Source organism: Streptomyces sp. YIM 98790 (assembly GCF_011421595.1).
GTDB lineage: Bacteria > Actinomycetota > Actinomycetes > Streptomycetales > Streptomycetaceae > Streptomyces.
Genome location: NZ_WTLH01000010.1, coordinates 38,046 through 60,094, shown reverse-complemented (window position 1 = coordinate 60,094; position 22,049 = coordinate 38,046). Strand labels below are relative to the sequence as shown.

The window sequence follows — 22,049 nt, the reverse complement described above, 5'->3', positions numbered from 1 at the left end:
CCGGGCGGCCGGACGCCCGGACCCGTCTCCAGCGGCTCCAGCGGCATGTCGGCGCGGAGCCGGGCGGCGGACCGGGCGGTGGGGCTGCCTGACCGTGCGCGGGGAGGTGCGGATCAGCGGACGGTGGGGGCTCCCTCCGGTGAGACGGCGAACCAGGTGCCGCCCATGCCGTCGCCGGCCACCTCGCCGGGCTCGTCGTCCCCGGCGTAGCGGTAGAGGGGCCAGCCGCCGAGAGTCGCCTGCCAGGTGCCGTCCGGGCGCTCCAGGGCGCCCAGGAGGCCGGCGTCGATGCCCTCGCCCAGATCCGGCAGGGTGGTGCCGTCCGGGAGGTACACCGGCGGCCAGTTCTCCAGGCATTCCCGGCTCAGGCAGGCCGAGGCCGGCGGATCGGTGCTGTCCAGCACGGAGAGATACAGGGTGCGGCCCTCGGCGTCCACGGCGATCCGGCCGAGGACCGACTCGGCGATGTCGATCAGCCGGTCCGCGGGACCGGGCCCGCTCTCTCCGCCGCCGTCGCCGCCGTCGCCGCCGCTCCCGGTGTCACCGGTGTCCGGGTCCGCGGGCTCCCCGGTGGCGGAGTCCCCGGCGCCCCCGGAGTAGCCGGGGCCGCCGGTGTCCTGGCCGTCCGACGGCTCCTCACCGGTGCCGGAAGGGGCGGCGGCCGGGGGCGGCGGGTCGGTGACGGTCTGGCCGACGACCGGGGTCAGGGCTCCGGCCGCCAGGGTGGCTCCGGCGATCCAGAGCACCGTGGGAAGGCGGGTGATCAGGCTGCCGCTGCTGTCGCTCATGCCGGGTACACCCCGCCGTCGGTCTCCTGGACCGCCACCGGGGACAGCGGCGATCCGGCCGGGCCGGACACCGGGGAACCGGTGCCCGCGTCGAAGGTGCTGCCGTGGCACGGACAGCTGATGGTCCCGTTGGAGACCGAGCCGACCAGGCAGCCGGCGTGGGTGCAGATGGCGGAGAAGGCGCGGACCGTGCCGGAGTCGTCCCGGGTCACCACGATCTCCTGGCCGGCCAGCACCACGCCGCCGCCGGCGGGCACCTCGTCGGAGGAGACCAGCGGGTCGCCCTGGGGTGCCGCGGCCTGCCCGCCGCCGCTGTCACCGCTGTCGCTGCCGCCGCTGCCGTCGGCGGGGTCCGTGCCGGTGTCCTGCCCGGCGCCGCCCGGGTCCTGGGGCGTGCCGCCGCCGGAGCCGCCCGCCGGCGGCGGGTCCTCCGACGGGATGTAGCAGGAGGTGAGCAGGACCGCGCCGGCCGCGGCGCCGCCCGCCGCCAGCACGCCGCCGAGCACCCGGCGGCGGCCCGGCTCGACGGCCGTCCGTGCCTCTGTGCGTGCCTCCCGTGCCGTCCGCCGCCCGTTCCGGATCTCCCGGTCTTCTGTGGTCATGGTGGTGACTTCCTCTCCGATGACACCCCGCGTCCGGGGCCGTGCCGTGTGCGCTCGCGTTCCGGGGACCCCCGGTCCCCCCTCCCCCGCGCCGCGAGCCGGCGCCTGCCGGGAGCGGATGCCGACTACCGCAGCGGTACGCCGGGCTGGCCGAAGTACCACAGGGACGAGGTCGCCCAGGCGGTCATCAGCGCGGCGAAGAGCAGTCCGCCGGCCACGGGCAGGGCCCAGCCGGGCAGGCGGCGCACCCGCAGGGCGAGCATCTTGGTGGCGAAGGCGCCGTAGAAGGCGCAGCCGACGACCGAGTGCACGGCGGTGCGGGTGTCGAAGGTGCTGAACCCCAGGCTCCACAGGCAGTGGTAGGCGGCGGGCAGGCTGAGCAGGAAGGCGGCCGTGCCGCTCCAGCGGTGCGCCGGTCCGAGCCAGGCGGGCGGCTCCCCGGCGCCGGGGAGCCGCCGCCACATCCAGGCCGCGGAGACCAGCTGGAAAAAGGCCAGCCCGGCGGCGGCCGTGGCCAGCCAGACCTTCATGGTCAGCATGGAATGGAAGCCGACCACCAGCGCCAGCGGCCGCCCGGTCGGTGTGTGCGTGGAGCCGTACGCGCCCAGGGCGACCGCGATCAGCGCGCCGGACAGCGTGATCGCGAGCAGGGGTACGGTGCCGCGGACCGGGGCGGCGGGTTCTGCTCTGGTGGTGGTGGACATCGGTGCTGCTCCCCCGGGTGTTCTCAGGCCCGCCGGACGCGGGTTCACCCGGCTATACGGGGCCCGGCGCCGATCGGTTCACCCGGGGAGGAAGAAATCCTGTGCGGCGGACCGACCGGCCCGTCCCCGACCGGACCGTCCGCGACGTCCGACGGGCCCGGCCGCCCGGCGGCTCAGCCGGCCGCGGCGGCCTTCGCCCGTGCGGCGGGGGTCGAGCGCAGGGCGATGTCGCGGTGGGCGCGGCGCGCCATGGCGCGGACGACGGCCGGGTGCAGGCGGCGCACCACCGCCCAGTACAGGCGTCCCCGGCGGTTGTGGATCCTGGTGACGGTGGTGAAGGTGACCGCCGTGTCCGTGGTCAGCACGGAGAGCCGGAAGTCGAGGTGACCGGCGTCCGTTCCGAGCAGCAGCTCGTGCTCCGCCCGGCCGGTCTCCGGGAATCCGCCCCGGACAGGACCGGGGCGGATGCCGATCAGGCCGACCAGTGCCTGCCGGACCAGCAGCAGTGCCCGGACGGCGGCGGGCGGGCGGAGGAACGCCCCGGCCCAGGTGTCCGGGTCGTCGGGCATGGCCGGGTGGCGCCGCATCTGCCAGGCGTCGGCGAAGTCGACGCGGTCCAGGGCGGCCTGGGCGAGCTCCGCCTCGGGCGGCGGGGCGGGCACCGCACGCGGACGGTCCCAGAGCACCCGGTTGAGCAGCCGCACCCAGGGGGACCAGCGGGCCGGGCGGCCGACGGTGTCCCCGGCGGCCCGCTGGAGGTTGTCCAGCGCCTCCTCCACCACCGCGTCGTGCATCCAGCGCACCGCCACCGGCCAGGTCAGGAGGTCCCGGCCGGGCGTGCCGATGAGCATGTCGTGGCGCACCCGGCAGCGGTCAGGGCCCACCGGTTCGACGCTGAACTCGTGAAAGCCGCTGCGGGGCGGCGCGAAGCGGAACCGGACCCGTACGCCCGGCTCGTACTCGGCCACGGTGTAGCGGATGGGGCCGTGACCGCCGTCGGCGCCGGCGCCGAGCGGGCGGTCGAACCGCATGGCGGGCCAGGCGGGGGCGGGCCAGACGGGGTCGTCCTCGGAGGCCAGCCGGTCGAGCAGGGCGCCGACCCGTCCGGCGGGGGCGTTGACAAGGCGTTCATGAACGTTGCGGACTTCTCGCACCGGTTCCTCCCCGAGTACGCGCGGGGGCGGCGTCAGCACGACCGGCGCCCATACGCTGCCGTACGGTTTTCCATACGGTAGCGTACGGTCATGGCTGACCGGAAGCGCGCCCGTGCCTCGCGGCTGTCGGCCCGGGACTGGGCGGACGCCGCCCTCGCCGCGATCCGGGACGGCGGTCTCGCCGCGGTCGCCGTGGAGCCGCTGGCCGCCCGGCTGGGCACCACCAAGGGGAGCTTCTACTGGCACTTCTCCGGCCGCGACGCCCTGGTGACGGCGGCGCTGGAGCGCTGGGAGGAGCGGGAGACCGAGGCGGTGATCGCCGAGATCGGGCAGGCCGGCACGCCCGAGGAGCGGCTGCGGCGGCTGTTCCGGATCACCACGGCCGCGGCCGCGCGGGAGCCCGATCCCCTTGAGCTGGCCCTGCTCGCCGACGCGGGTCACCCGGCGGTCGCCGCCGCGTTCCGCAGGGTCACGCACCGGCGGATCGCCTACCTCGTCGACCTGTTCGCCGAGCACGGCTGCCCGCCGGCCGAGGCACGGCAGCGGGCGCTCCTGGCATACACCGGCTACCTGGGCCACGCCCAGCTCGCGCGTTCCGTCCCCGGCACGCTGCCCGAGGGGGAGGAGGCCCGGAGCTACCTGGAGTCGGTCCTCCAGGCGCTGCTGCGCGGCGGGCGGCAGGCGCGGTGAGCCGCCGGGGCCGCGGGGGCCCGGCGGCTCAGTCGCCGGAGCCGGCGGTGCCGTAGGCGTCGGCCAGCGCGCGCAGGGCGCGGGCGTCGGCCAGGGCCCGGCGGCTGTCCACGCCGGGCTGGATGGCCATCACCGCCAGGGTGGTCCCGTCGTGCAGGTCGAGCGAGACCCAGGGGTCGCCGGGGCGCAGGCTGACCTTGATGATCTGCGCCCACGCCAGGCGCCGCCGGGTGGTCAGGTTGACCACGGTCAGCCCGTCCCGGTCGGCGACCGCCCGGGGACGGGCGAGCAGGCCCAGCACCGCCCACACCAGCAGCCCGCTGGCCACGAAGGCGATCCGGTCGCCGGTGCCCCAGGGGGCGCCGCCGGTGGCCGGGAGCAGCACGGCGACCACGGTGAGTACGGTGAACACGCAGGCCCCCAGCGCCATCAGCACGATGCGGGTGCGGATCGGGCGGAAGGTGACCGGGAGCCGCGGGAGCCCGCCGGGCTCGGCACGGCCGTCGGACGCTGGCACGGATTCCTCCTGGCCGGGTGGGAAGGGCACGGCCACGGGTCAGATCCGGCAGGCGTGGATGGTCGTGGTGAGGATGGCCCGCGCGCCCAGGTCGTAGAGATCGTCCATGATCCGCTGGGCGTCCTCGGCGGGCACCATGGAGCGGACGGCCACCCAGCCGCGGTCGTGCAGCGGGGAGACGGTGGGCGACTCCAGTCCCGGGGTGAGCGCCACCGCGCGCTCCACCGCCTCGGCGCGGATGTCGTAGTCCATCATCACGTAGCGGCGGGCCACCAGCACGCCCTGCATGCGGCGCAGGAACTGGCGCACCTTGGGATCGTCCTGGGGGGCGCCGTGGCGGCGGATGACCACCGCCTCGGAGCGCAGGACGGGCTCGCCGATGATCTCCAGCCCGGCCTGGCGCAGGGTGGTGCCGGTCTCCACCACATCGGCGATCACATCGGCCACGCCGAGCTGGATGGCGGTCTCCACGGCGCCGTCCAGGCTGACCACGGAGGCGTTGACGCCGTGGTCGGCCAGGTGCTTGCCGACCACCCCGGCGAAGGAGGTGGCCACGGTGAGACCGCTGAACTCGGTGACCTCCCGCACCCCGCCCGGCCGGGTGGCGTAGCGCAGGGTGGAGGCTCCGAAGCCGAGCTGCATGATCTCCTCGGCCTCGGAGCCGGAGTCCAGCAGCAGGTCCCGGCCGGTGATGCCGATGTCCAGCTTGCCGGAGCCGACGTAGACCGCGATGTCCCGGGGGCGGAGGAAGAAGAACTCCACCTGGTTGTCGCCGTCCATCAGCACCAGCTCGCGGCGGTCCTTGCGCTGCCGGTAGCCGGCCTCTTGGAGCATCGCCGACGCCGGCTCGGCGAGAGCGCCTTTGTTGGGGACAGCGATGCGCAGCATGGGGGGAGGTTCCTTACTTCCGGGGGACTGCCGACGGGTGGACGAGCGGGGCGGCGGGAAGGACGACGCGGTGCGGCCGGCCCGCGGGCCGGCCGCCGGGCCCGCTCACAGGTGGGCGTAGACGTCTTCCAGTGTGATGCCGCGCGCCACCATCATCACCTGAAGGTGGTAGAGGAGCTGGGAGATCTCCTCGGCGGTGCGGCCGGCATCCTCGTGTTCGGCCGCCATCCAGACCTCGGCGGCCTCCTCCACGACCTTCTTGCCGATGGTATGGACGCCGGCGGCGACCAGTTCCGCGGTGCGGGAGGTGGCGGGGTCGCCGGTGGCGGCCTTCTGCTGGAGCTCGGCGTAGAGCTCGTCGAATGTCTTGAGCGCCATGGTGTGCCAAGCCTACGGGTTCCGGCCGGGGGTCCGCGCTCAGTCCCGGGGTTCGGACAGTCCGCGCAGCACCGCGGCGGTGGCCACGGCGGCGGTGGCGGCCTCGTGCCCCTTGTCCTCCACGGAGCCGGGCAGCCCGGCACGGTCCAGCGCCTGCTGCTCGGTGTCGCAGGTGAGCACGCCGAAGCCGACCGGGACGCCGCTGTCCGTGGCGACCCGGGTCAGGCCTTCGGTGACGCCCTGGCACACGTAGTCGAAGTGCGGGGTGCCGCCGCGGATCACGACGCCCAGCGCCACCACGGCGTCGTAGCCGAGCCCGGCCAGCCGGCGGGCGGCCACCGGCAGTTCGAAGCTGCCGGGCACCCGGACCAGCAGCGGGTCCTCGATGCCGCACTCGGCCAGCGCGCGCCGGGCGCCGTCGATGAGCCCGTCCGTCACCGTGGTGTGCCACCGGGCGGCGACGATCGCCACCCGCAGGTCCTTGGCATCGGTGATGGTCAGTTCGGGTGCGCCCTTGCCGCTCACGGTGTTCTCTCCTCGCGGGTGCTGGTCGGTGTGCAGGGGTGGGTACGGAGGCCGGTACGGGATGGTCCGGGGTGGTACGGGCGGTCTGCGGACGGCTGTGCAGGGCTCACCGGCCGCAGGCGGAGACGGGCTCGGCGTCCAGCCACGGCAGGTCATGGCCCATCCGGTCCCGCTTGGTGCGCAGGTAGCGCAGATTGTGCTCGCCGGCCGGGGCGGGCATGGCCTCGCGGCGCAGCACGCGCAGCCCGTGCCGGCGCAGGGCCTCGCTCTTGTCGGGGTTGTTGGTGAGCAGCCGGACGGAGCGCACGCCCAGGTCGGCCAGGATGCGGGCGGCGGCCGCGTAGTCGCGGGCGTCCGCGGGCAGGCCGAGTTCCAGGTTGGCGTCCAGGGTGTCCCGGCCGAGTTCCTGGAGCTGGTAGGCGCGGAGCTTGGGCAGCAGCCCGATGCCGCGGCCCTCGTGGCCGCGCAGGTAGAGCAGCACCCCGCGGCCCTCGGCGCCGATCCGGTCCATGGCGGTGCGCAGCTGGGGGCCGCAGTCGCAGCGCAGCGAGCCGAGCACGTCGCCGGTGAGGCATTCGGAGTGCACCCGGACCAGGAGGTCCTCGCCGTCCCGGATGTCCCCGGCGACCAGGGCGATGTGCTCGACCCCGTCGGCGGCCCGGTAGCCGTGGGCACGGAACGTGCCGTGCGCGGTGGGCAGGGCGGTCTCGGCCTCACGCCGCACCACGGGGTCGGCCGGGGCGGCCGGGGCCGGGGCGGCGGGGGCGGCCGGGGCGGGTGTCTCCCGGGCGGTGCGGTAGGCGATCAGGTCCTCGATGGAGATGACGGCCAGCCCGTGCCGGCGGGCGAACGGGACGAGTTCGGGCAGCCGCAGCATGGTGCCGTCCGGTCCGGCGATCTCCACGATGGCGGCGGCGGGGCGGAGTCCGGCCAGCCGGGCCAGGTCGACCCCGGCCTCCGTGTGGCCGTCGCGGGTCAGCACCCCGCCCTTCCGGGCGCGCAGCGGGAAGACGTGTCCGGGCCGGGAGAAGTCGCCGGGCCCGGCCGCCGGTTCGGCGAGCAGCCGGATGGTGGCGGCCCGGTCGGCGGCGGAGATGCCGGTGGAGACGCCGTGCCGGGCGGTGGCGTCCACCGAGACGGTGAAGGCGGTGCGCATGGACTCGGTGTTGTCGTCCACCATCTGCGGCAGCCGCAGCCGGTCCAGGTCGGCCGCCTCCATGGGGACGCAGATCAGGCCGCGGCACTCGGACATCATGAACGCCACGGTCTCGGCGGTGATCTTCTCGGCGGCGACGATCAGGTCGCCCTCGTTCTCGCGGTCGGCGTCGTCGACCACCACCACCGGGCGTCCGGCGGCGATGTCGGCCACGGCGCGCTCCACGGGGTCCAGCGCGAGGTCCGGCTCCGGGCCGGGGGCGGCGGTGCCGGGCGAGGCGAGGGAGGCGGGCGTGACGGTCATGCCGAGGTTCCTTCCAGGACGGGGCGCGGCGCGCGGGAGCGCAGCCACCAGTCGCGCAGTCCCCACAGGACGAGGACGAAGTAGACGAGATAGACCAGGGCCGAGAAGGTCAGGCCGCTGTGCAGCGCGAGCGGCACGCCGACCAGGTCGACCAGCAGCCAGGCGAGCCAGAACTCCACCAGGCCGCGGGCCTGGGCGATCATGGCGACCAGGGTGCCGACGAAGATGTAGGCGTCCGGCCAGGGATTCCAGGACAGCTGGGGCCAGGCGGTGAACAGGCCGCCGACGGCGAGGGTGCCGCCGGCCGCGCCGGTGAGCAGCAGCAGCCGTTCCCGGGCGGTGGCGAAGCGCACGGCGATGTGGCCGTCGCCGGCGGAGCGGCTGCCGTGCCGCCACTGCCGCCAGCCCCACACGGCCACAGTGATCACCAGCAGTTGCTTGCCGACACCGCCCGAGAGCTGGGCGGAGGCGTAGGCCGCGACCAGGACCAGGCCGGAGGCGAGCTGGGCGGGCCAGGTCCACAGCGAGCGGCGCCAGCCGAGCGCGAGCGCGGCCAGGCCCAGCAGGTTGCCCGCCATGTCCGACCAGATGACGGGCTGGCCCAGCACCGTGAACGCGGTGGCGTTGAGCCCGTCGAAGGCGTCGGGGAGGTTCACCGGGCCGGTCCCCCGGCGGGCTGGGCGGGCCGCCCGGCCGCCTCCCGTCCCCCCGCCCGGGTGCCGGTGGCGTCCGTGCCGGAGGCGTCCGGACGGGAGGCGGCGCCGTGGGCGAGGAGCCGCTCGGTGTACTTGGCGAGCACGTCGGTCTCCAGGTTGACCGGCTCGCCCGGGCCCTTCAGACCCAGCGTGGTCAGGGCCAGGGTGGCGGGGATCAGGCTGACGGTGAAGGAGTCGTCCGCGGCCTCGACCACGGTGAGGCTGACCCCGTCCACGGTGATCGAGCCCTTCTCCACCACATAGCGGGCCAGGCGGGCGGGGAGCGAGACGCGGACCACCTCCCAGCGTTCGCCGGGGGTGCGTTCGAGGATGGTGCCGGTGCCGTCGACATGGCCCTGGACCAGGTGGCCGCCGAGCCGTCCGCCGAGTGCCATGGGGCGTTCCAGGTTGACCCGGGAGCCGGGGACCAGGGCCCCCAGGCTGGTGCGGTGCAGGGTCTCGGCCATCACATCGGCGGTGAAGGTGCCGCCGGCGGTCTCCACCACGGTGAGGCAGACCCCGTTGACCGCGATGGAGTCGCCGTGCCGGGCGTCCCCGGTGACCAGCGGCCCGTGCAGGGTGAGCCGGCAGGAGTCGCCGAGCTGCTCGACGGCGGTGACCCGGCCCAGTTCTTCGACGATTCCGGTGAACACTCAGCTCTCCTCGGGTGCGGCGGGTGCGGCGGAGGCCGCTCGGGGGCGGGGGACGGCGGTGATGCGCAGGTCGGGCCCGGTGCGGGTGACATCGGTGAGGTGAAGCCGCAGGGCCTGGGCGATGGTGGTGACGCCCGCGTCGCCGAGCGCCTGCGGTCCGGCGCCGAGCAGTGCCGGGGCCAGATAGCCGGTGACCCGGTCGATCAGCCCGGCGGCGGCGAAGGCCCCGGCGAGCACCGGGCCGCCCTCCAGCAGGACGGAGCGGATCTCCCGGCGGTGCAGTTCGGCCAGCAGTGCCGGCAGGGACAGGCCGCGCCCGGCGGCGGCGCGCGGCAGCCGGACGACCTCGGCGCGGGTGCCGGAAACGGCCGCGGCCAGCGGTGCGGTGCGTTCCGCGGGCAGGTCGTCGGCGACCGCGACCAGGGTGGGCGCGGTGCCGTCCAGCACCCGGGCGCCGGGCTTGACCACGGCGGCCTCGGTGTCCAGGGCGACGCGCAGCGGCTGGACGGCGCCGGGGACGCCGCGCACCGCGAGGTGCGGGTCGTCGGCGCGCAGCGTGCCGGAGCCGACCAGCACGGCGTCGCTCCCGGCGCGCAGCCGGTGCACGTCGGCACGGGACTCGGCGGAGGTGATCCAGCGGCTGGTGCCGTCGGCGGCGGAGGTGCGGCCGTCCAGGGTGGCGGCGTACTTCCAGTGCACCAGGGGGCGGCCGAGCCGTGCGGCGGTGAGCCAGGCGGCGTTGCCGGCCTCGGCCTCGGCGCGCAGCAGACCCCCGGAGACCTCGGCCCCGGCGGCGGCCAGGGCCGCGGCGCCGCCGCGGGCGGCGGCGGTGGGATCGGGCACGGCGTAGACGACGCGGGCGATGCCGGCGGCCAGCAGGGCCCGGGTGCAGGGGCCGGTGCGCCCGGTGTGGTTGCACGGTTCCAGGGTGACCACCGCGGTGCCGCCGCGGGCGGCCTGCCCCGCCTCGGCCAGAGCGTGCACCTCGGCGTGCGGGCCGCCGGCCCGCCGGTGCCAGCCCTCGCCGGCCACCTCGCCGTCCGGGCCGAGGATCACGCAGCCGACCACGGGGTTGGGGCGGGTGCGGCCGAGGCCGCGGGCGGCCAGCGCGATGGCGCGGCGCATGGCCGCGGTCTCCCGCTCGCGCGGTGCCTGGGGAGCCACTCCGGGTCCTCCTGCCTCCTCGGGCAAGGACTCCGGGGCTCATGAACGTACGGAAAAACGGCACCGGGTGAGCCCGTGGCCGGGCGGCCTGCCCGTGGGGACGGGCGGGCTCCGCCGGGGCCGGCGGCACACCGGTACCGCTCCGCCGCGCACTGCCTCCCATCCGGACTTTAACCGTCGGTCCAGGAGTTTCACCTGGTCAACCGGCCGCTGGCAGCGGCCGGGTCGCGGACTTTAACCGCCGGTTCGGACTTTCACCGACCCCGGAGTGCGCTTGCGTCACTGGTACGCGTCCCAGTCTGCCACGGGCACGGGCCGCGCACTCCCGGCGGTGCTGTGCGATCACTCACACCCTGTGCACCACCCGGGCACGCCCCCGGGCCGGTCGGCCGCCGGAGAACAGCGGACATGGCCGGAGAATTGGTCCAGACCTATTGACGCTCTGGTCTAGTCCACTTAATGTCGGGTCCACTTCAAACTCCCCAGGGGCGGCGGTCCGTTGACCGCCGCCGGTACCAACCCCCAGGCGGCTCCGCCTTCTTCCCCCACAGGAGGACGCTCATGCTGTCCCGTGCCCGAAGACGCCTCGCCGCGGGCGTGCTTGCCGCCGCTGCCGGCGGCCTGCTGCTGGCCGGCGGCCTGACCGCACCGCCCGCAGCCCAGGCCGAGGACCACGCGGCCTGCCGCCCCGACGGTCTGTGGACCACCCCCGGCGTGGACGTCCCCTACTGCTCGGTCTACGACACCGCCGGCCGGGAGCGGCTCGGCGCAGATCACCAGCGCCGGGTGATCGGCTACTTCACCGGCTGGCGCACCGGGGCCGGCGGCCAGGACGCGTATCTGGCCTCCGACATCCCCTGGGACAAGGTCACCCACATCAACTACGCCTTCGCCCACGTGGGCGGCGACAACCGGATCTCGGTGGGGGCCGACTCCCCCGCGAACCCGGCCACCGGGATGACCTGGCCCGGCGTACCGGGCGCCGAGATGGACCCGGACTTCGGCTACCGGGGCCACTTCAACCTGCTCAGCAAGTTCAAGAAGCAGTACCCGGACGTCAGGACGCTGGTGTCGGTCGGCGGCTGGGCCGAGACCGGCGGCTACTTCGACGAGAACGGCGACCGGGTGGCCTCCGGCGGCTTCTACACCATGGCCACCCACGCCGACGGTTCGGTCAACCGGGCGGGCATCGACACCTTCGCCGACTCGGCGGTGGCCTTCCTCCGCCAGTACGGCTTCGACGGCCTCGACATCGACTACGAGTACGCCACCTCGATGAAGGACGCGGGCAATCCGCTGGACTGGCACCTCTCCAATCCGCGCCGCGCGGGCCTGATGAAGGGCTACACGGTGCTGATGAAGACGCTGCGCGAGAAGCTGGACCGGGCCGGCGCCGAGGACGGCCGGCACTACCTGCTGACCGTGGCCGCGCCGTCCTCCGGCTACCTGCTGCGCGGCATGGAGACGCACCAGGTGTCGCAGTACCTGGACTACGTCAACATCATGTCCTACGACCTGCACGGCGCCTGGAACGAGTACGTCGGCCCGAACGCCGCACTGTTCGACGACGGCAAGGACGCGGAACTGGCCGCCGCCGGGGTGTACACCACCTCCCAGTACGGCGGCATCGGCTACCTCAACGCCGACTGGGCCTACCACTACTACCGCACCTCGCTGCCGCCCGGCCGGATCAACATCGGTCTGCCCTACTACACCCGCGGCTGGCAGAACGTCACCGGCGGCACGGACGGGCTGTGGGGCCGGGCGGCCACCACGGACTGCCCCGCGGGCTCCGGCCTCACCCGGTGCGGGGACGGCGCCACCGGCATCGACAATCTCTGGCACGACCTGGACACCGCGGGCGAGGAGTCGCCGGCCGGTTCCAACCCGATGTGGCACGCCAAGAACCTGGAGGCGGGCATCACCGGGGACTACGTCACGCAGTACGGCTTCCCCGCCGACCTGCCGCTGACCGGCGACTACGTGCGCAGGTACGACTCCACCCTGGCCGCGCCCTGGCTGTGGAACGCGGAGAAGAAGGTCTTCCTCTCCACCGAGGACGAGCAGTCGGTGCAGGCCAAGGCCGACTGGATCGTGGACCAGGGCATCGGCGGCGCGATGATCTGGGAACTGGCCGGCGACTACGGCTGGAACGCCGCCAAGGGCCAGTACGAGCAGGGCGACACCCTGACCACCACCCTCTACGACACCTTCCGTACCGCCTCGCCCTACGGCGCCACCCGGGCCACGGTCCCGATGCCCGGGCAGACGCTGGACATCGACGTGGCGTTCACCGACTTCGCGCTGGGCGACAACAACTACCCGATCAACCCCAAGCTGCGGATCACCAACAACTCGGACGTCACCCTGCCCGGCGGCACCGAGTTCCGCTTCGACTACGGCACCTCGGCACCCGGCAACGCCCGGGACCAGTCGGGCTTCGGCTCGGCGATCGTGCGCAGTGACCACACCCGGAGCAACAACGTCGGCGGGCTGGACGGCCCCTACCACCGGGTCTCGCTCAAGCTGCCGGGCTGGCAGTCGCTGGCACCGGGCCAGACGGTCGCCCTGGACTTCGTCTACTACCTGCCGACCGCCACGCCCTCCAACTGGACGGTGACGGTGAACGGCACGGAGTACGGCATCCCGGGCGATCTGGCCCGCGGTACCACGCCGGGCGACCCCGGCGGCAGCTCCGGAGGCACCGACACCGGAGGCACCGACACCGGGGGTACGGACACCGGGGGTACGGACACCGGGGGTACGGACACCGGCGGCACCTCGGGAACCGGCGGGCCGGGCGAGTGCTCCGCACCGGCCTGGGACGCCACCACCGTCTACACCGCCGGTGACCTGGTGAGCCACCAGGGCCGGAACTGGCACGCCAAGTGGTGGACGCGGGGCGAGGAGCCCGGCACCACCGGACAGTGGGGCGTGTGGGAGGACCGGGGCCCCTGCTGAGGCCCGCCGCATCCCGCTGATCTCTCGCCCCCACCGGCGCGGCGGGAGCCGTTCCCCGGCTCACTGCTGGGAGAACAGCTCCCGCCGCGCCGCGTCCAGGGCGGTCAGCAGCGCTCCGCCGAGCACCGGGGAGCCCGCCACCGTGCTCGCCCGCACCTCGGTGGGCAGCGGGGACAGTCCGGCCAGCCGGTGCCGCACCCGCCCGGCGAGCACCTCGCCGCCCGCCCGGCCCACCTCCCCGCCCAGCACCACGCAGCCGGGGTCCAGCACCGAGACGGCGCCCGCCGCACCCAGCGCGATCCGCCGGGCGTACTCGTCGAGGAAGGCCCTTGCCGCCGGGCTGCCGGGCTCCGCCCCGCCGGCTGCGGCCGCCACGGCCGCAGCCCGGCGCATCACCGCCTCCGCCGCCGCCACCCCGTCCCCCGGTGCGTCCAGCCCGTGCTCCCGGGCCAGGGCGCACACCCCGGCACTGCCGGCGAACACATGGAAGCCGCCGCCGCAGTCCGTGGCGGCGGGCATCCCGCCGGTGCCCGGCACGGGCAGGAAGCCGATCTCCCCGGCACCGCCCGAGGCGCCGCGGCGCAGCCGTCCGTCCAGCACCACCGCGGCCCCGCTGCCGGCACCCAGCCAGAACAGCACGAAGGTGTCCCGGTCGGTCACCGCGCCCCGCCGGTGCTCGGCGATCCCGGCCAGATTGACCTCGTTCTCCACCTGAACCCGGCCGCTCATCCGGCGGCGCAGCGCCTCGTGCAGCGCCCGGTGCCAGCCGGGCAGGTCGCCGAATTTGCGCAGCGCGCCGGTGGCCGGGTCCACCAGGCCGGGCGCGCCCATCACCACCGTGTGCAGCTCCGTGACGCCGGCCCGGCGCACGGTCTCGTCGAAGGTGCGCAGCACCGCGTCGACCGTGGCGCGGTCCGCCGCGTCCACTGCATCCGCCGCCCCGCCGTCCGCGGAGGCCCGGGCCGGGTCCGGGTGGCCGCCCGGTCCGGGGCCGCCGACCGCGAGTTCGGTGCGGGCGAGCTGCCGGCCGGCCAGATCGGCGAACGCCAGCGCGACGCCGTCGGTGCGCACGTCGAGGGCGGCGACCTGGGCCCGCGCCCCGACCAGGCCGTAGAGCCGGGCGTTGGGTCCGCGCCGGGCGGCGCCGCTCTCCCCCACCACGTCCACCAGGCCGCCGCGGCGCAGCCGGCCGAGCAGATCGGAGACGCTGGGCCGGGACAGCCCGGTGGCCTCCTTCAGCTGAGTCGCTGTCAGCGGGCCGCGTTCCACCAGGAGTTCCAGGGCGATCCGGTCGTTGATCGCCCGCGCGGTGCGGGGGGTGGCGGTTCGCGGGGTGGTCATGGCACGCGATCCTCGCAGATGGTCGGGGCGGTCCGGACCCGGATCCGGTTCCGCACTTTCTATCAGGCAACCTTCCTGATACTTTACTCGCATGCCGTCACCGCAACCCTCCGCGGACGTCCGCCGGGCACGCCGCGCCGTGTCCGCCGTCTTCGCCGTACACGGCGCCGTGGCCGGAAGCTTCGTCACCCGCATCCCGTGGATCAAGGAGCACCTGGACGTCAGCACCGGCCAGCTCGGGCTGGCACTGGCCTGCCCGGCCCTGGGCGCCTCCGTCGCCATGCCGCTGGCCAGCCGGATCATGCACCAGTACGGCGCCCGTGCGGCCGTGCGCGCCCTGCTCACCCTGTGGTGCGCGGCACTCGCCCTGCCCGCCGCCGCACCGGGCATCCTGGGGCTGGCCGGCCTGCTCTTCGTCTTCGGCGCCACCGCCGGCATGGCCGATGTGGTGATGAACGCCCAGGGCGTGGAGGTGGAGCGGCGCTACGCCAAGTCGATCATGTCCGGGCTGCACGGGCTGTGGAGCACGGGCGCGCTGCTGGGCTCCGCGGCCGGGGTGGCCGCGGTGCACTGGCAGCTGGACGCCCGGGTGCATCTGGCGCTCACCGCCGCGCTGCTGGCCCTGCTCTCCCAGCCCTCCGTCCGGGGCCTGCTCGACGTGCGGCCGGAACCGGACCAGGAGGCACCGCCGCGGTTCGCCCTGCCGCCCCGCTCCGCACTGCTGATCGGCGCGGTCGGCATGTGCGCGATCCTCGCCGAGGGCGCCAGCATGGACTGGTCCGGCATCTACCTGCGGGACGTGACCGGTGGTTCGGAGACCCTGGCCGCGGCCAGCTACACGGCCTTCGCCTGCACCATGGCGGCGGCCCGGCTGGCGGGCGACACGGTGGTCCGCCGGATCGGGCCGGTGCACACGGTACGGGCCAGCGGGCTGCTGGCCCTGGCGGGCGGAATCCTGGTGGTCATCGCACCGGTGCCGGCCACCGGGATCGCCGGGTTCGCGCTGCTCGGCGTGGGCATCGCGGTGGTGGTGCCGCTGGCCTTCACCGCCGCCGGGCACAGCGGCCCGGAGCCCAGCCAGGCCATCGCGGGCGTGGCGACCATCACGTACACCACCGGACTTGCCGCGCCCACCCTGGTCGGCGTGGTCGGCGAACTCTCCTCCCTGCGGGTGTCGTTCGCCATCGTGGCCGCGGCCATGGCCGCCATGGTGGCCGCCGCGGGGGTGCTCGGCACCCGCCGGACCACCGCGGTGGCCTCCGGCAGCGGCTCCGGCGAAGCCGTCCACGCCAGGACTCCCCCGGTTCCGCCCCAGTCGTCCCGGCCCGGTGAGGGCGGGACGCGCTGAAGCGGCCGGCGCGCTCCCGCCCGGGACACCGGGCCGGGGGCGGAGCCGGGGGTGCCCCCGACCGGGGGCGTGCGGGCCGGGACGGCACCTGCCCCGGGGGCGCCGCGGGTGCCGTCCCCCTCCGCCCGCACCGAACGGTGCCGCCACCGCCGCGTGCCGCCACCGCCGCGTGCCGCCTCCGTCCGGGCTTGCCCGGGAGGCTCCGGCCTTGCCCGGGAGGCCACGGGCTTCCCCGGGCGCGCCCGAGGGCCCGGCCCGTGCGGGCGAGCGCCCGTTCCCCCGCCCGGCGCGGTGACCGGCCGCCGCCGGGGCCGGGTCACGGCGCGCGCGTGACACCGGGCCCGGTACCTGGCCTCGGGCGATCATGACGTGCTACCAAGCTGCACATGGCAGCCATCGCGCACCCCCCGTCCCCCGCCCCCTCCTCGCCGGCCGCGCCACGGGCGGACCGCTACGACGCGGTGATCATCGGAGGCGGTCACAACGGCCTGGTCGCCGCGGGCTATCTGGCACGGGCCGGGCGGCGGGTACTGGTCCTGGAGCGGCTGGACCGCACCGGCGGGGCGGCCGTCTCCGCCCAGGCGTTCCCCGGGGTGCCGGCCCGGCTGTCCCGCTACTCCTATCTGGTGAGCCTGCTGCCGCAGAAAATCGTGCGGGACCTCGGACTGCGGGTGACGCTGCGCAGGCGCCAGGTCTCCTCCTACACCCCGGCGCTGCGGGACGGCCGGGCCACCGGGCTGCTGGTGGGCGGCGGGCTCTCCCGCACCCGGGAGGCGTTCGCCCGGCTCACCGGCTCCGACCGGGAGTTCGACGCCTGGCAGGGCTTCTACGCCATGACCGGCCGGGTGGCGGCCCGGGTCTTCCCCTCGCTGACCGAACCGCTGCCCGCCCGGGCCGAGCTGCGCCGGCGGATCGACGACGAGAGCGCCTGGCAGGCGCTGTTCGAGCGCCCGCTGGGCGAGACGGTCGAGCGGACCTTCGCGGACGACCTGGTGCGCGGCGTGGTGCTGACCGACGGGCTGATCGGCACCTTCGCCCCGGCGCACGACCCGTCGCTGCGGCAGAACCGCTGCTTCCTCTACCACGTGATCGGCGGCGGCACCGGCGACTGGGACGTGCCGGTGGGCGGCATGGGGGCGGTGACCGACGCCCTGGCCGGGGCCGCCCGGTCGGCGGGCGCGGAACTGGTCACCGGCCACGAGGCCGTCGCGGTGGCCACCGACGGCCGGGCCGCCGAGGTGACCTACCGGACGGCGCACGGCGAGGGCGTGGTGGCGGCCGGCCAGGTGCTGGTGGGGGCCTCCCGCGCGGAGCTGGCCCGGCTGCTGGACGGCGCCCTGCCGCCGGAGACGCCGCCCGAGGGCGCCCAGCTCAAGGTGAACATGGTGCTGCGGCGGCTGCCCCGGCTGCGCGACGCCTCGGTCGATCCGCGCGAGGCCTTCGCCGGGACCTTCCACATCGCCGAGGGCTACCGCGAGCTGGAGACCGCCTACCGCCGGGCGGTGGCCGGGGAACTCCCGGACCCGGCGCCCTCGGAGATCTACTGCCATTCGCTGACCGATCCCACGATCCTCTCCCCCGAACTGGCCGCCCGGGGCTGGCAGACGCTCACGCTGTTCGGCCTGCACGCTCCGGCACGGCTGTTCCGCGCCGGCAACGCGGCGGCCCGGCAGACGCTGCTGGACCTGGTGCTGGCGCAGCTGGACGCGCATCTGGCGGAGCCGCTGCGGGACTGCCTGGCCGAGGACGCCGGGGGACGGCCGTGCATCGAGGCGAAGTCGCCGCTGGACCTGGAGCGTGAGCTGCGGCTGCCGGGCGGCAACATCTTCCACCGGGAACTGGCCTTCCCCTGGGCCGAGGAGGCGGCCGTGGAGGGGGTGTGGGGCACGGAGACCCGGCATGCCAATGTGTTCCTGTGCGGTGCGGGCGCGGTGCGCGGCGGCGGGGTGAGCGGCATTCCGGGGCACAACGCCGCCATGGCCGCCCTGGGACGGCGCTGAACCACGGCACACGAGACGCGCAACACACGAGACACGGCACACGAGACGCGGCACGCGAGACACGGCACGCAAGACCGGGAGACCGGGAGACCGCGCGGGCGGGCGGCGGCGCGGCCGCGGCCCGGCTCCGCTGCCCGCACCGGTGCCCGAGGGCGCGGGGCCGAGGCGTGCGGGCGGAAGCGGGCCGCCCGTCCCGCGGGGAACGGGCGGCCCGCGCCCTGGGGTCGCGGGACCCTCAGTGCGGTTCGGTGCCCCCGACGAGCTCACCGTCCAGATAGACCGTGATCCGGGGATTGTCCTGCCAGGACGTCAGGGCGCCGGCATAGGACCAGTGCCCGCTCTGGTCGAAGGACTGCCAGTCGAGCCGGTTCATCCGCAGCTGGATCTGGCCGGTCGACTGGCCCGGGGCCAGCGTACCGGTGCCGCTGAAGCCGATCTCCAGGTAGGCGTCCGAGCCCGGGGCGCCGCCGCTCACCGGCGTGATGGTGCGGCTGAGCGAGGAGCAGCCGGGCACCGCCCAGTCGCAGTGCGACTGCCAGTCCGCGGCGGGCCGGCCGTCCAGGCCGAACCAGTAACGGACGGTCAGCCGGTTCAGCGCCACCGTCTCGGAGCCGGTGTTGGCGATGTCCAGGTGGGTGCGCATGGAGTTGCTCACCGCCGCCGATCCGGAGCCGACCCGTGCCGTGAAGTCACCCGTCACCGGGTCGGGATCGGGGTCCGGGTCGGGATCGGGGTCCGGGTCGGGATCGGGGTCCGGGTCGGGATCGGGATCGGGGTCCGGCTCCGGGTCGGGGTCCGGGGCGCCGTCCGGCTCGGTGCCCCAGATCAGTTCCCCGTCGTCGTAGAGCGTGATGCGCGGGGTCTGTTCCAAGGCGTTGCCGGTGCCCAGCCCGGAGTAGGACCAGTCGTTGGACGGGTCCCAGCCGGCGCCGCCGTCGATCCGGAACTGGACCTCGGCCCGGTGCGCGGACTGCCCGCCCGGATAGATCTGCGTGCCGCGGCAGTCCAGTTCGACGTAGTGGAGCGCGCCGTCCGCCTGGAACGGGCCGCGCGGTGCCGAGCACTGGTTGTACGCCGAGGTGACCGTGATGTCCTGCGCAGCGGTCCCGGCGTCCAGGGTGAACCAGTAGCGGAAGGTGCCGCCGTCCAGCATCCGGGCGGGGAAGGCGGACCGGTTGCGCACCATCGACTTGATCTCGGTGAAGGTCGCCCCGCTCTGGTTGAGCGACGCCTCCACATAGATCTGCGGGCCGTCCGGCTCCTCCTCGGGCGGGAAGTCGGCCAGCGGGGTGCCGCCGTGGCGGGCGGTCAGGTAGGCCAGCGCACCGGAGAAGCCCGAGTTGTAGTCCGTGGCCACCTCATTGGCCACATAGTCACCGCGGTCGTCGGTGTACTGGTCGTTGGGCGAGGAGGGCCCGCCGACCAGTGCCCCGTACAACACATGACGGTTCGCCTCCGGCTCCCGGATGTTGTCGGTCCAGGAGCCGTGCGCGGTGCGGTGGTGCGGGTCGCGCGGCGGATTGTTGCCGAAGCCCACCACATAGCTGGAGTTGCGCGGGTTGTCCCCGAGCGCGTAGTCGATCTGCCGCTTGCCGAAGGCGCGGTAGGTGCCGGCCCGGGTGGCGTCCCGGCTCTCCAGCCAGTCGGAATAGACCAGCGCCACGAAGGCGGTGTTGGCGGCGTAGCGCAGCGAGCCCCAGGTGTCCAGCACGGCCTGGCCGCCGGGCGAGTAGGGCACCCGCTGGTCGCCCACCCCGGTGGTCCAGTAGTCCAGCCAGCGGTTGGCGTCGGCCACGTACTCGGCGTCGCCGGTCTCCATGGCCAGCAGCGCATAGGCGGCGTAGGACTTGTCGTCCCAGGCCACGGTCCAGCGGTAGCTGCGGGTGGTGGTCTGCTGCTCGGTCGACAGGTGCCGGTACTCGGAGCGCGCCTTGTCCAGATAGCCGGTGTCGCCGGTGGCCTTGTACAGCCAGTAGGCGCCCCAGACGAGTTCGTCCTGGTATCCGGACCAGGAGTTGTAGTAGCTGCCGACCGGGACGCAGTCCGAGTACTTGCCGCGGTAGCGGTCGGCGAAGGAGTAGAGCTCCTCGGCGTGCCGCACCAGGGTGGCGGCGTAGGCCGGGTCGTCGGGGGCGAAGAGCATCGAGGAGGCGGCCATGGCGGCGGCCGTCTCCCCGGCGATGTCGCTGCCCGGGCAGGCGGTGTCCACCTTGTACGCCGGCCGCTCCATCGGCATCACCTCGGCCGGGCCCCACCACTTGTGGTCGGCCTCGCCGTCCCCGACCTGGGCATAGAGCACATTGGGCGCGGGGTGCGCCTTGATGAAGTAGTCGTTGACCCAGCGGAGGCTGGACTTGAGCTCGTCCATCTGGCCGGCGGCCCGGTAGCCGTCCCCGGCGGCCAGGCCGCCCCAGGCGAGCAGAGTCGTGGTGGCGGCCATCGGAAAGCCGAACTTGACGTGGTCACCGGCGTCGTACCAGCCTCCGGTGAGGTCCAGGCCGACGTCCGAGCCGTCGTCGAGGGCGGAATCACCGCGCCAGGAGACCCGGTTGTCCTCGGGCAGATCGCCGGAGCGCTGCGCCTCGTAGAAGAACATCGACTTCTGGAGCGCCTCGGCGTAGTTGAACGCCGGTTCCTGCGCCTGTGCGGTGCCGCCGGCGGTCAGCGGCACCAGCAGCGCGGAGGCCAGCGCCGCCGCCGCGGCCGCTCCGGCGAGCGGCCGCAGCCGGCGGCGCCGGCGTCTCCGGCCGGGCGCCTGCCCGGCGGGGGCGTGGGGGGTGGGACGTGACATGGTGCGGCCCTTCTCGATCCTGCGGTCCGGGTACGAGAGCCGCCGCCGGAGGGTTGCCACGGGCGTCGGAAGGACCCCGCGGCCTGCTTGGGAGCGCTCCCATCCGACGGCGGCCCTTTTATGTTGCGAACATGTCATCGCCGCGTCAATGGGGCGTGCGTTTATTTCTGAGACGCAACCGCCCCGCCCCTGGTCCCCGCGCCGGGCCTAGAAGTTGAACACTTGATCCGTACCCGCCACGGCCTCGCAGACATTGCCGAACACCTCGCGGTAGCCGACCTCCTGGCCCCGCCAGGTCCCGGTGGCGGTGGCCGCGACCGGTTCCCAGACATCGGGACAGGGCTGGTTGCGGGCGGGCAGCTTCTCGAAGTGGCCCTCCACCTCCAGCAGGCTGCGGCAGGCCTGCTCCGGGGCGGGATGGCCGCCGCCCGCCGGCTCGCACTCCAGCGTCACCGTCCTGGGCAGATTCCCGCCGGGGAAACCGGGCTCGTCGAGCCAGTCCAGACTCAGCGTCATGGCCGAGGCGGGCCCGTGCTCCGGAGCGGCGGTGGCCGAGGGGGCCGCGATTCCGCCGAGGGCTAACGCCCCCGCCACCGCGGCCACAAGCCGCGTGCGCGTTCCTTTCCGCATACTTCCTCCCGGTGAGGGTGGGGTACTGGAACGGCCCGACGCTAACAGGGACTCCGCGGCCGTCGGCAGACCCCGGACGCAGCCGGTCCCGCGGCCACGGGCTCACCGCGCCACGACGGCGTCCCGTGGTGCCGCGGTGAGCGGGCGGCCACGCGGTGCGGCCCGGCCGTGCACCGCCAGGGCCCGCAGCAGGCAGGCCAGAGCCGCGGTCGCGGCGAGGGTGCGCACGGTGTTCCAGGCCACCGGCGGTCCTCGAAGGCGGCCCGGACCGCGGCCGGATCGCCGAGGGCCGCCGGGTCCCCGGCCGCGGCCAGGTCCTCGTTGAGCGGCACATGGACCCCCATGGTCACCGAGAAGGCGGCGCCGTACAGCACCAGGGCGGCGGCGGCCCACGCGAGCACCGCCCGGGCATCGCGCCCGAGGTGCAGCAGCACGGCCAGGGCGGTCAGCAGCAGGGCACCGAGGAAGGAGGGCGCGAACCACTGGTTGCGCACCGTGGCGTTGATCCCCTGCATGACGTCGATGAACGTGCGGTCGTCCACCCGTGCCAGCCCGGTCATCACCGAGCAGGCGTAGGCGTGGAAGAACCCCGCGATCAGTCCCATGGCCACGGCGGCCGGGCCCAGGGCCCGGCCGCGGGCCCGGCCGCGGGCAGGGGCGGGGAACTTCCTCGCCCTCACGGCCCGCTGAGCCCGGCACACCGCGGCCCGTGCGGGGCACCGGGGACCGGTGGCCGACCGCGGTGCGCCCGGGGGTTTTCC

Annotated in this window: 20 protein-coding genes and 1 riboswitch; of the genes, 4 read left to right on the top strand and 16 right to left on the bottom strand. The window is 74.9% G+C overall.

Annotated features, from left to right (window positions below; genetic code table 11):
* Positions 1-113 precede the first annotated feature (113 nt).
* The 4 genes from GQS09_RS03670 to GQS09_RS03655 form a co-directional block, all read right to left on the bottom strand.
* The gene (locus GQS09_RS03670; protein ID WP_165984500.1) at positions 114-788 is read right to left on the bottom strand and encodes a hypothetical protein; all 675 of its coding nucleotides are present in this window, start codon (positions 786-788) and stop codon (positions 114-116) included.
* Complete coding sequence (locus tag GQS09_RS03665; RefSeq protein WP_165984499.1) at positions 785-1,390, bottom strand: Rieske (2Fe-2S) protein; 606 nt, start codon at positions 1,388-1,390, stop codon at positions 785-787. The genes GQS09_RS03670 and GQS09_RS03665 overlap by 4 nt, the downstream gene beginning before the upstream one ends.
* A 125-nt stretch (positions 1,391-1,515) precedes the next feature.
* Positions 1,516-2,094 (bottom strand): DUF6529 family protein, encoded by a 579-nt coding sequence (locus GQS09_RS03660; protein WP_165984498.1) that lies wholly within the window; start codon positions 2,092-2,094, stop codon positions 1,516-1,518.
* Between the two features lie 173 nt (positions 2,095-2,267).
* On the bottom strand, positions 2,268-3,248 hold the full coding sequence (locus tag GQS09_RS03655; RefSeq protein WP_165984497.1) for a DUF2867 domain-containing protein: 981 nt from the start codon (positions 3,246-3,248) through the stop codon (positions 2,268-2,270).
* A gap of 90 nt (positions 3,249-3,338) precedes the next feature.
* On the opposite strand from GQS09_RS03655, the gene GQS09_RS03650 reads away from it, so the two are divergent.
* On the top strand, positions 3,339-3,938 hold the full coding sequence (locus GQS09_RS03650) for a TetR/AcrR family transcriptional regulator (protein ID WP_165984496.1): 600 nt from the start codon (positions 3,339-3,341) through the stop codon (positions 3,936-3,938).
* A 28-nt stretch (positions 3,939-3,966) separates the two neighbouring features.
* Here GQS09_RS03650 and GQS09_RS03645 read toward each other — a convergent pair whose 3' ends face one another.
* The 8 genes from GQS09_RS03645 to ribD all read right to left on the bottom strand — a co-directional run bounded on the left by GQS09_RS03645 (position 3,967) and on the right by ribD (position 10,217).
* Positions 3,967-4,455: a PH domain-containing protein gene (locus tag GQS09_RS03645; RefSeq protein ID WP_313895972.1), complete on the bottom strand. Its 489-nt coding sequence runs from the start codon at positions 4,453-4,455 to the stop codon at positions 3,967-3,969.
* A 39-nt stretch (positions 4,456-4,494) separates the two neighbouring features.
* Positions 4,495-5,343, bottom strand: a complete 849-nt coding sequence (gene hisG / locus GQS09_RS03640) for an ATP phosphoribosyltransferase (RefSeq protein WP_165984495.1) — start codon at positions 5,341-5,343, stop codon at positions 4,495-4,497.
* Between the two features lie 105 nt (positions 5,344-5,448).
* Positions 5,449-5,721, bottom strand: coding sequence for a phosphoribosyl-ATP diphosphatase (locus GQS09_RS03635; RefSeq protein ID WP_165984494.1), 273 nt, complete (start codon positions 5,719-5,721; stop codon positions 5,449-5,451).
* A gap of 39 nt (positions 5,722-5,760) precedes the next feature.
* Positions 5,761-6,246: a 6,7-dimethyl-8-ribityllumazine synthase gene (gene ribH, locus GQS09_RS03630; RefSeq protein WP_165984493.1), complete on the bottom strand. Its 486-nt coding sequence runs from the start codon at positions 6,244-6,246 to the stop codon at positions 5,761-5,763.
* 106 nt (positions 6,247-6,352) lie between these two features.
* The gene (locus GQS09_RS03625; protein WP_165984492.1) at positions 6,353-7,705 is read right to left on the bottom strand and encodes a bifunctional 3,4-dihydroxy-2-butanone-4-phosphate synthase/GTP cyclohydrolase II; all 1,353 of its coding nucleotides are present in this window, start codon (positions 7,703-7,705) and stop codon (positions 6,353-6,355) included.
* Positions 7,702-8,361: a nicotinamide mononucleotide transporter family protein gene (locus GQS09_RS03620; RefSeq protein ID WP_313895971.1), complete on the bottom strand. Its 660-nt coding sequence runs from the start codon at positions 8,359-8,361 to the stop codon at positions 7,702-7,704. The genes GQS09_RS03625 and GQS09_RS03620 overlap by 4 nt, the downstream gene beginning before the upstream one ends.
* On the bottom strand, positions 8,358-9,053 hold the full coding sequence (locus GQS09_RS03615) for a riboflavin synthase (protein ID WP_165984491.1): 696 nt from the start codon (positions 9,051-9,053) through the stop codon (positions 8,358-8,360). The genes GQS09_RS03620 and GQS09_RS03615 overlap by 4 nt, the downstream gene beginning before the upstream one ends.
* The gene (gene ribD, locus GQS09_RS03610) at positions 9,054-10,217 is read right to left on the bottom strand and encodes a bifunctional diaminohydroxyphosphoribosylaminopyrimidine deaminase/5-amino-6-(5-phosphoribosylamino)uracil reductase RibD (protein WP_399552390.1); all 1,164 of its coding nucleotides are present in this window, start codon (positions 10,215-10,217) and stop codon (positions 9,054-9,056) included.
* A gap of 145 nt (positions 10,218-10,362) precedes the next feature.
* A riboswitch (FMN riboswitch) is annotated at positions 10,363-10,493 on the bottom strand.
* Between the two features lie 285 nt (positions 10,494-10,778).
* Between ribD and GQS09_RS03605 the strand changes: the two genes are divergently transcribed.
* Positions 10,779-13,178 (top strand): chitinase C-terminal domain-containing protein, encoded by a 2,400-nt coding sequence (locus GQS09_RS03605; RefSeq protein ID WP_165984490.1) that lies wholly within the window; start codon positions 10,779-10,781, stop codon positions 13,176-13,178.
* Between the two features lie 60 nt (positions 13,179-13,238).
* Here the strand turns inward: GQS09_RS03605 and GQS09_RS03600 are convergent, their stop codons facing one another.
* Positions 13,239-14,519 (bottom strand): ROK family protein, encoded by a 1,281-nt coding sequence (locus GQS09_RS03600; protein WP_165984489.1) that lies wholly within the window; start codon positions 14,517-14,519, stop codon positions 13,239-13,241.
* A gap of 91 nt (positions 14,520-14,610) precedes the next feature.
* Between GQS09_RS03600 and GQS09_RS03595 the strand changes: the two genes are divergently transcribed.
* Together GQS09_RS03595 and GQS09_RS03590 are read left to right on the top strand one after the other, a co-directional pair.
* Entirely contained in the window at positions 14,611-15,867 is a 1,257-nt protein-coding gene (locus GQS09_RS03595) for an MFS transporter (protein WP_165984488.1), read from the top strand.
* A 386-nt stretch (positions 15,868-16,253) separates the two neighbouring features.
* Positions 16,254-17,867: an NAD(P)/FAD-dependent oxidoreductase gene (locus tag GQS09_RS03590; RefSeq protein WP_165984487.1), complete on the top strand. Its 1,614-nt coding sequence runs from the start codon at positions 16,254-16,256 to the stop codon at positions 17,865-17,867.
* Positions 17,868-18,102: 235 nt separating this feature from the next.
* Here the strand turns inward: GQS09_RS03590 and GQS09_RS03585 are convergent, their stop codons facing one another.
* From GQS09_RS03585 to GQS09_RS03575, 3 genes are all read right to left on the bottom strand, one after another.
* Complete coding sequence (locus GQS09_RS03585) at positions 18,103-20,658, bottom strand: glycoside hydrolase family 9 protein (protein WP_165984486.1); 2,556 nt, start codon at positions 20,656-20,658, stop codon at positions 18,103-18,105.
* A 207-nt stretch (positions 20,659-20,865) separates the two neighbouring features.
* Positions 20,866-21,174, bottom strand: coding sequence for an SSI family serine proteinase inhibitor (locus GQS09_RS03580; RefSeq protein WP_207957417.1), 309 nt, complete (start codon positions 21,172-21,174; stop codon positions 20,866-20,868).
* 155 nt (positions 21,175-21,329) lie between these two features.
* A complete protein-coding gene (locus GQS09_RS03575; RefSeq protein ID WP_313895970.1) occupies positions 21,330-21,968 on the bottom strand; it encodes an anthrone oxygenase family protein in 639 nt (212 codons plus the stop codon).
* Between the last annotated feature and the right edge of the window lie 81 nt (positions 21,969-22,049).

Bases quoted from the DNA above. Each gene is read 5' to 3' on its own strand.
- GQS09_RS03665 (WP_165984499.1), bottom strand. From the start codon at position 1,390: ATGACCACAGAAGACCGGGAGATCCGGAACGGGCGGCGGACGGCACGG.
- GQS09_RS03585 (WP_165984486.1), bottom strand. From the start codon at position 20,658: ATGTCACGTCCCACCCCCCACGCCCCCGCCGGGCAGGCGCCCGGCCGG.
- GQS09_RS03660 (WP_165984498.1), bottom strand. From the start codon at position 2,094: ATGTCCACCACCACCAGAGCAGAACCCGCCGCCCCGGTCCGCGGCACC.
- hisG (WP_165984495.1), bottom strand. From the start codon at position 5,343: ATGCTGCGCATCGCTGTCCCCAACAAAGGCGCTCTCGCCGAGCCGGCG.
- GQS09_RS03670 (WP_165984500.1), bottom strand. From the start codon at position 788: ATGAGCGACAGCAGCGGCAGCCTGATCACCCGCCTTCCCACGGTGCTC.
- GQS09_RS03590 (WP_165984487.1), top strand. From the start codon at position 16,254: ATGGCAGCCATCGCGCACCCCCCGTCCCCCGCCCCCTCCTCGCCGGCC.
- GQS09_RS03605 (WP_165984490.1), top strand. From the start codon at position 10,779: ATGCTGTCCCGTGCCCGAAGACGCCTCGCCGCGGGCGTGCTTGCCGCC.
- GQS09_RS03635 (WP_165984494.1), bottom strand. From the start codon at position 5,721: ATGGCGCTCAAGACATTCGACGAGCTCTACGCCGAGCTCCAGCAGAAG.
- GQS09_RS03595 (WP_165984488.1), top strand. From the start codon at position 14,611: ATGCCGTCACCGCAACCCTCCGCGGACGTCCGCCGGGCACGCCGCGCC.
- GQS09_RS03600 (WP_165984489.1), bottom strand. From the start codon at position 14,519: ATGACCACCCCGCGAACCGCCACCCCCCGCACCGCGCGGGCGATCAAC.
- GQS09_RS03625 (WP_165984492.1), bottom strand. From the start codon at position 7,705: ATGACCGTCACGCCCGCCTCCCTCGCCTCGCCCGGCACCGCCGCCCCC.
- GQS09_RS03650 (WP_165984496.1), top strand. From the start codon at position 3,339: ATGGCTGACCGGAAGCGCGCCCGTGCCTCGCGGCTGTCGGCCCGGGAC.
- GQS09_RS03580 (WP_207957417.1), bottom strand. From the start codon at position 21,174: ATGACGCTGAGTCTGGACTGGCTCGACGAGCCCGGTTTCCCCGGCGGG.